The sequence below is a fragment of the Micromonospora sp. NPDC047074 genome (assembly GCF_040643815.1).
In the GTDB taxonomy this organism is placed as follows: Bacteria; Actinomycetota; Actinomycetes; order Mycobacteriales; family Micromonosporaceae; genus Micromonospora.
In genome coordinates this window covers 40463-46911 of record NZ_JBEYVB010000047.1, presented here as the reverse complement: position 1 = coordinate 46911, position 6449 = coordinate 40463, and the positions used below count along the sequence as shown (strand labels likewise).

General features: G+C 75.7%; 6 protein-coding genes. All 6 read right to left on the bottom strand.

Translation table 11 applies throughout. The features are described 5' to 3' along the window. The coding region (locus tag ABZ809_RS31105) for a hypothetical protein (RefSeq protein ID WP_357566197.1) at positions 1 to 206 on the bottom strand (206 nt) is incomplete at its 3' end. Continuing rightward, positions 203 to 1129 (bottom strand): methionyl-tRNA formyltransferase, encoded by a 927-nt coding sequence (gene fmt / locus ABZ809_RS31100; protein ID WP_357566196.1) that lies wholly within the window; start codon positions 1127 to 1129, stop codon positions 203 to 205. The genes fmt and ABZ809_RS31105, both read right to left, overlap by 4 nt. Positions 1130 to 1133: 4 nt before the next feature. Then, on the bottom strand, positions 1134 to 1694 hold the full coding sequence (def, locus tag ABZ809_RS31095; protein ID WP_357566195.1) for a peptide deformylase: 561 nt from the start codon (positions 1692 to 1694) through the stop codon (positions 1134 to 1136). Positions 1695 to 1836: 142 nt separating this feature from the next. After that, positions 1837 to 2817, bottom strand: coding sequence for an AAA family ATPase (locus tag ABZ809_RS31090; RefSeq protein WP_357566194.1), 981 nt, complete (start codon positions 2815 to 2817; stop codon positions 1837 to 1839). 223 nt (positions 2818 to 3040) lie between these two features. Further along, positions 3041 to 5155: a primosomal protein N' gene (locus ABZ809_RS31085; RefSeq protein WP_357566193.1), complete on the bottom strand. Its 2115-nt coding sequence runs from the start codon at positions 5153 to 5155 to the stop codon at positions 3041 to 3043. A 65-nt stretch (positions 5156 to 5220) separates the two neighbouring features. Beyond that, the gene (gene metK, locus ABZ809_RS31080) at positions 5221 to 6414 is read right to left on the bottom strand and encodes a methionine adenosyltransferase (RefSeq protein WP_357566192.1); all 1194 of its coding nucleotides are present in this window, start codon (positions 6412 to 6414) and stop codon (positions 5221 to 5223) included. Between the last annotated feature and the right edge of the window lie 35 nt (positions 6415 to 6449).

Below are 6449 nucleotides of genomic sequence, written 5' to 3'. Positions count from 1 at the left end.
CGCGCCGGCCGGTCGCCGCGCTGGCCGCCCGAGGGACGCTCGCCGCGACCGCCGCCACCGAACCGGTCGCCGCCACCGAACCGCTCGCCACCGAACCGCTCGCCGCCGGACCGCTCACGGCCCCCGAACCGCTCACCGCCACCGGACCGCTCGCCGCGTCGGTCGGCGGCGTGCCTGTCGCCCGTGGGCCGCTCCGGGCCCGTCACGCGAGTTCCTCCCCCGCCGTGACCCGGACGCCCCGCGCCCAGTCGGTCGCCGGCATCGCCCGCTTGCCCGCCGCCCGGACCTCGCCGAGCCGCACCGGGGCCGTGGCCGTGCCCGCCAGCACCCGGGACTTCTCCACCAGCAGTTCGCCCGGCTTCAGCTCGGGGCCGTCGGGCACCGGGGTGACCGGACCGAGCTTGACCCGCTCGCCCCGGAACGTCGTCCACGGGCCGGGGGCCGGCGTGCACGCCCGCACCCGCCGGTCCACCGCGAAGGCGGGATCCGACCAGCGCACCCGGGCGTCGTCGACGGTCAGCTTCGGCGCCAGCGACACCCCGTCGGCGGGCTGCGGCTCGGCCCGGGCGGTGCCGTCGTCGATCGCGTCGAGGACGGCCACCAGCAGGCCGGCGCCGGAGTGGGCCAGCCGCTCCAGCAGGTCACCGGACGTGTCGGTGGGGCGGATCTCGTCGGTCAGCGTGCCGTAGACCGGGCCGGTGTCCAGCCCCTCCTCCAACTGGAACACGCTCGCCCCGGCCAGCTCGTCGCCGTGCAGCACGCCGTGCTGCACGGGCGCGGCCCCGCGCCAGGCGGGCAGCAGCGAGAAGTGCAGGTTCACCCAGCCGTGGCGGGGAATCTCCAGGGCGGCCGGCGGCACCAGCGCGCCGTAGGCGACCACGGGGACGCAGTCCGGGGCGAGCTGGCGCAGCCGGTCGAGGAACTCCGGCTCTCGGGGTCGGGCGGGGGTGAGCACCTCGATCCCGTGCTCGTCGGCCCACGCGCCGACCGGGGAGCGGGACAGCCCGCGGCCGCGCCCGGCGGGTGCGTCCGGCCGGGTGACCACGGCGACCAGCTCGTGGCGGGAGGCGGCCACGGCGGCCAGGGCGGGAACGGCGACGGCCGGCGTGCCGGCGAAGATCACGCGCACGGGCTCACCGACCCAGTCCGAAGGGGCTGCTGGAGGCGTGCGGGTTGAGCTTCACCATCGGCGGGGCCGCCGGGTCGTACCACTCCGCCTGCCGGATCGCCTTCATCGCCTCCTTGCGCCCGGCCGGGTCCAGCCGGTCCACGAAGAGCACCCCGTCGAGGTGGTCGGTCTCGTGCTGCACGCAGCGGGCCATCAGCCCCGTGCCGACGATCTGCATCGGGTCGCCGTAGCCGTTGAAGCCCTTGGCGACGACGTTCTGCCGGCGCTTGGTGTCGAAGTAGAGGCCCGGGATGGACAGGCAGCCCTCGGGGCCGTCCTGTTCCTCGGAGTCCGGAAACTCCAGCACCGGGTTGACCAGGTGGCCCACCACGTCGTCGACGTCGAAGGTGAACACCCGCAGGCCCACACCGAGCTGCGGCGCGGCGAGGCCGGCGCCGTTCTGCTCGCGCATCGTGTCGGTCAGGTCGGCGATGAGCTTGCGCAGCTCGACATCGAAGTCGACCACCGGATCGGCCGGCGTGCGCAGCACCGGATCCCCGAACAGACGGATGGGCTGGACGGTCACTCGGCATGGCTCCTTCGGCGGGCGGACTGGTGCGGTACCAGTCTACGGAGTGCCGGGAGCCGCCCCGGCCGGCGTACCGGGTCGCGGTGCCCACGGTTGCGTGTCGACGGTCACGGCGGGGGCCGGGTTGCGGGCGTACGGGTCAGGCGGTGCCCGGTTCCCCGGCCAGCACCGCGTCGCCGGCGAGCAGGGCGTGCTCGGGCAGCGGCAGCTCGATGCCGTGGGCGGCCTCCCAGTCGTGGATCAGACCGGGCCGGGCCTGGGCGGCGAAGTAGTCCACCGCGCTCATCCCGCCGACCACCGGCTCGTCCACCTCGGCGACGAGTTGGGCCGGCACCAGGCGGAAACCGCTCTGCAGGGCGGCGCTGAGCCGGCGGTGCCCGTCGACGACGAAGAAGTACTCCCCGGTGTAGCCGATCCGCAGGGGCTCCAGCGCCTCGTCACCGGCGGCGGCGACCTCGCCGACGAACTCCGACTCCCACACGTCGCGCAGGTGGGTGACGTCCTCGGTCGGGTAGACCCGGGCCGGGTCGAGCAGCAGCAGCGGCGGGGCGTCGCGCAGCACGTCCGCGCACAGCCGCCCCTCGTACGCGTCGACGATGTGCGCGATGACCTCGGCGGCCGAGGCGCGGGTGGTGTCGCAGATCAGGTCGTAGTTGCGCAGCCGGGCCTTGTCCACCCCGTAGCGGACGATGAACCGGCCCCGCTCGCTCTCGCTGCGTTCCCGCAGCTTGGCCTTGGCCTCGTCCAGGGACGCGTAGCTCTCGGCCGGGCCGGAGGGGCGGGCGAGCACCCGGCGGGCGGCCTCGCCCGGCTCGGTGATCATGTGCACCTTGAGCGCGTCGGTGAAGAAGTGCCAGGCCAGCCGGGAGTCCATGATCAGCCGCTCGCCCGAGGCGGCGATGTCCCGCTGGAGCTGGTCGACGTAGCCGTCGACGGCCTGGTCCAGCTCGGCGTGCAGGTTGAGCTGGAGCGCGGTCATCTGCCGCTCCTGCGCCATCTGGCGGTAGAGGTCGCCGACGCTGACCCGGCGCAGGCCGAGCCGCTCGGCGATCTCCACGGAGACGGTGCTCTTGCCGCTGCCGAGGTCACCGTTGAAGACGATCGACTGACGAACGGTCACGACTGGTTCACCCCTGATCACCGGCTGTTTGGGCATCATCGTCATCGCGCCGAACCGACGCGCTCCCGCCATCGTCGCGCGATCCGTGCGCCCGGGCATGACGGGCGATGCTATCACCCGTCCGGCGGCCTCCCGGCGGACACGGCGTCCGACCGTGGGCCGGCCGACGGGGCCGTGACGGCGGCCCGGCACCTGGACCCGTGGGCGGCCGGCGGCGACGCCGTCAGAAGAGGCTCAAGGGGTCGACCTGGAGGCGGACCGGGTCGGCCGCCTTCCGGGCGGTGCGCACCCCCGCCGCCGAGTGCAGCGCCCCCGCCAGCGCGGCGGCCCGGGACCGGGGCACCCGGACCAGCATCCGCTCCCGTTCCCCGTCGGCCGGCACCGGCCCGAGCAGCTCGGCCTCCGCCGGCAGCCGGGCCTCGGCCAGCAGGTCGGCCACCGCCGCCGGCGGGCCGGTCACGCTGGCCATCCGCACCGCCGGCGGGAAGCCCAGCTCCCGCCGCTCGGCCAGTTCCCGGGCCGCGAACCAGCCGGCGTCCCAGCGCAGCAGCGCCTGCACCGGGGCGAGTGCGCCGTCGGCGACCACCACCACCCTGCCACCGGCGGAGGCGGGCCGGGCCAGCGCGGCGGCCGCCAGCCACCGGCGCAGCGCCTCCTCCCCCGCCCGCAGGTCGGCCCGGGTGAGCAGGGCCCACGAGTCGAGCAGCAGCACCGCGCCGAAGCCGCCCCCCTCGGCGACGGGCTCGGCGCCGGGGGTGGCGATGACCAGGCCGGCGCCGTCCGGGACGCCGGCCAGCACCTCCTCCCGGCCGGAGGTGCGTACCGGCACGCCGGGAAAGGCCCGGCCCAGTTCCTCGGCGGTGCGGCGGGCACCGGTGACGGAGGCGCGCAGCCGCCGCCCGCCGCACTCCGGGCAGGCGTACGCGGCGGCGACCCGCCCGCACCAGCGGCAGGCCGGGATGCCCTCGGCCGACGGCAGCGCGAGCGGCCCGGCGCAGTGCGGGCACCGGGCCGGGGTGCGGCACTCGGCGCAGGCCACCGAGGGCAGGTAACCCCGGCGGGGCACCTGCACCAGCACCGGCAGGTCGGCCCGGAGCGCCTCCCGGGCGGTCGTCCAGGCCAGGCTGGGCAGCCGGGCGGTGGCCGCCCCGGGATCCCGGGCCAGTTGCGGGTCGTCGCCGGTGGGCGCGATCGCCGGCATCCGGGCCCGGACGGTCGCCCGGTCCGCCGTCACCTCGCGGGCCCACCCGGTCTCCACCAGCAGTTGCGCCTCCGCCGTGCGCGTGTACCCGCCCACCAGGGCCGCGGCGTCGCCGAGCTGGGCGCGGGTGAGCAGCACCTCCCGGGCGTGCGGGTAGGGGGCCCGGGGCTCGGCGTGCAGGTCGTCGCCGTCGTCCCAGATCGCCACCAGGCCGAGCCGGGCCACCGGCGCGAACATCGCGGCCCGGGTGCCCGCCACCACGGGCACGTCGCCGCGCCGGGCGGCGAGGAACGCCCGGTAGCGCCGGGCGGGGCCGAGCGCGGCGGAGAGACAGACGTGCCGCCCCGGGCCCAGGGCGTCGCTCAGGGCCGCGTCGAGGCGGTCCAGGTCGCGGTTGTCGGCGACCACCACCACCGCGCCCCGGCCGCCGGCGACCGTGGCGGCGACGGCCTCGGCGTACCGGGCCGGCCAGTCCGCCCCCGGCAACGCGGACCAGACCGCCCGGGGGGCCCGTCCGTCGGCGAGCGCCCGGAGCAGGGCCGGCCCGGCGGGGTAGTCCCGCCAGGCCTCCCGACCGGGCACGAGCACCGGAGCGGAGCCCGGCGGGGCGGCACCGTGGGACGCGGCGGGGGTGATCTCGCGCGCGTCACCGCCGCCGTCGGGCGTGGTGGTGCTGCCGTCGGGCGTGTCGCCATCGGATGTGGTGGCGCTGCCGTCGGGCGTGGTGGCGAGGCCGTCGGGCATGGTGGTGCTGCCGGCGGGGGCGGGGGTGGCGTCGCCGGCGGTGCTCTCCTCGCCGGGCGCGGCGGCGGCCCGGGCACGGACGTCCTTCTCCACCCGGGCGTGCCGGGGCGGCACGGCGAGGCGGAGCACGTCGGCGAGGCTGCCGGCGTAGCGGTCGGCGACCGCCCGGGCCAACCGGGCGACCTCCGGCGCGAGGACCGGCTCGGGCGAGACGACCTTCTCCAGGTACGCCAGCCGGCCGGTGTGCCCCGAGTCGTCGGCCCGCTCCAGCAGCCAGCCGTCGACGAGCTGCCCCGCGAAGCGGACCTTCACCCGGACCCCGGGGACGGCGTCGGCGTCCAGTTCGGCCGGGACGAGGTAGTCGAACGGGCGGTCCAGGTGGGCCAGGGGCACGTCGACGCAGACACGAGCGACCGGCGACCCGTCCGCGGGTCGCCGGTCGCTGCGCCTGGTGCCGGTCAGGCTCCCGCGGCCGACTTGAGGTCGGCGGCCCGGTCGGTGTTCTCCCAGGTCAGATCCGGCAGCTCCCGGCCGAAGTGGCCGTAGGCGGCGGTCTGCTGATAGATCGGACGGAGCAGGTTGAGGTCCCGGATGATGGCGGCCGGCCGCAGGTCGAAGACCTCGGAGACGGCCTTCTCGATCGAGGCGACCGGCACGGTCTCGGTGCCGAACGTCTCGACGAAGAGGCTGACCGGGTGGGCCTTGCCGATCGCGTACGCGACCTGGACCTCGCACCGCTCGGCCAGGCCGGCGGCGACCACGTTCTTGGCCACCCAACGCGTCGCGTACGCCGCCGAGCGGTCGACCTTCGACGGGTCCTTGCCGGAGAACGCGCCGCCGCCGTGCCGGGCGTAGCCGCCGTAGGTGTCCACGATGATCTTGCGACCGGTCAGGCCGGCGTCGCCCATCGGCCCGCCGATCTCGAACCGGCCGGTCGGGTTGACCAGCAGCCGGTAGCCCTCGGTGTCCAGGCCGAGGCTCTCCAGCTCCGGGGCGATGACGTGCTCACGCACGTCGGGGGTGAGCAGCGATTCGAGCGAGATGTCCGCCGCGTGCTGGCTGGAGACGACAACCGTGTTGAGCCGGACGGGGCGCAGCCCCTCGTACTCGATCGTGACCTGGGTCTTGCCGTCGGGGCGCAGGTAGGGGACCGTGCCGTCCTTGCGCACCTGGGAGAGCCGCCGGGACAGCCGGTGCGCCAGCGCGATCGGCAGCGGCATCAGCTCGGGTGTCTCGGAGCAGGCGAAGCCGAACATCATGCCCTGGTCGCCGGCGCCCTGCGCGTCCAGGGCGCTCTCCGACGCCCCGGTACGCAGCTCGAAGGCGTTGTCGACGCCCTGCGCGATGTCCTCCGACTGCGCGCCGATGGAGACGCTGACGCCGCAGGAGGCGCCGTCGAAGCCCTTCTTCGAGGAGTCGTAGCCGATGTCGAGGATGGTCCGGCGGACGATGGTGGGGATGTCGGCGTACGCCTTGGTGGTCACCTCGCCCGCGATGTGCACCTGACCGGTGGTGATCAGGGTCTCCACCGCGACGCGGCTACGCGGGTCTTCGGCGAGCAGGGCGTCGAGAATTCCATCGCTGATCTGGTCGGCGATCTTGTCCGGGTGGCCTTCCGTGACCGATTCGGAAGTGAAGAGGCGGCGTGTCACGGCACTCCTAAATTGTGGAAGTCGTTCCGCGGCAG